1 protein-coding gene and 1 pseudogene are annotated in these 1,194 nt (G+C 31.7%); both read left to right on the top strand.

The genetic code is table 11. The annotated features are described in order from the left end of the window. A pseudogene (locus RR876_RS16530) lies at positions 1-294 on the top strand (hypothetical protein); the annotation flags it as partial. Continuing rightward, positions 294-752, top strand: a complete 459-nt coding sequence (locus tag RR876_RS16525) for a hypothetical protein (protein WP_332637135.1) — start codon at positions 294-296, stop codon at positions 750-752. The pseudogene RR876_RS16530 and the gene RR876_RS16525, both read left to right, overlap by 1 nt. Positions 753-1,194: the final 442 nt, after the last annotated feature.

The following is a 1,194-nucleotide window of genomic DNA, read 5'->3' as shown; positions in this document are numbered from 1 at the left end:
TGCTTATCTTTTATTTTTACTTATTTATCTTTGTTTTATCAGAAATATACATTAGTGGATCGTATAGTTGTAGACAAGCTTGGAAAAGTTAAAGTCATTGGAGGAGGATTTCCCTTACAGTTTTTAGTAGATGGTGAAGTATCTCCAGGTGGGAGTATAGCGCTAGATCCTTTAAATATTATTATAGGAATAGATCAATTCATTTTTTTATATTTTATTCTTGATTATTTATTTTGGCTTATGTGTCTTTTAGTCAGTTATGCGTTTTTTCGAAAGATAAAAGTGAAATTATAATGTCTAAAATATTTATAAAATTAGGAATTTTACTTGTAGGTCTATGTCTACTTCTAATCATTAATTCATACAAACAGAAATTAAATCATGATAAAGAGATGGCAACACAGACAACAATACTTTTCTTTAATTCACTTGCTAAACATGATCTAGAATCAGCAATCAAATATGTTTGGCCAGATGCGCGATTACATGAAGATTTAAAAAGTTCTGAAAGTTTTCTCTATTTCAAAGACTCAAAAATTTTAGAAGTAGTAAGGATTAATTATGATTCAGCGGAAAGTAGACCTGAGTATTATCAAGAATTTTATAAAATTATTTCAGTGATGGTAAAAGTTAAAGTCGTCCATATAGATGATGCTGGTAGTCCAGTAGGTGACTATATTTTATTTATTACTCTTGTGAAACAATCTCCTCAATCTGATTGGCTAATTACAGAATTTGGTAGTGGGCCTTAAGATAGTAATTATAGAGAAAAGCTAAAATTAACATAATACACCTTATACGAAATGCGTTATAATTACCCTTTAAATTCAACGCTGTAGTTCTTAGTTTTCAGCCCAATCGCCACCGATTGGGCTTTTTTTATGATTTATCACGTTCCACGCTTAATAAGTGAGCAATGTTCCACGGCTTTGATAAGCCCAGGTGAACAATCAGATCAGCCATATGGCTTAAAGAAGCGGCTCCAGAAGCCTCTTTTTTCGGATTTTGGCTCCACTTGTTCAGGGATGAGAATGTAAAAATCTATCAACCTAAGAAATGATCACATTCAAAATTTAGTGTACTTTGAGGAATATGAAGTACCGCATTTCTTACCTCCATTCCATTTGTACAACGTTTTGCCTGGATCTAACTAAAATAGCCATAGCTAAATCCAATAGAAAAATGATTAAAAGC

Origin of the sequence: Acinetobacter sp., assembly GCF_036666595.1 — a bacterium.
In the GTDB taxonomy this organism is placed as follows: domain Bacteria; phylum Pseudomonadota; class Gammaproteobacteria; order Pseudomonadales; family Moraxellaceae; genus Acinetobacter.
Note: the sequence above shows the minus strand (reverse complement) of the source record. Positions and strands in the feature narration are given on the sequence as shown.

What these genes read in the sequence shown, in the direction of transcription:
- RR876_RS16525 (WP_332637135.1), top strand. Translation starts at nt 294, where the DNA reads ATGTCTAAAATATTTATAAAATTAGGAATTTTACTTGTAGGTCTATGT.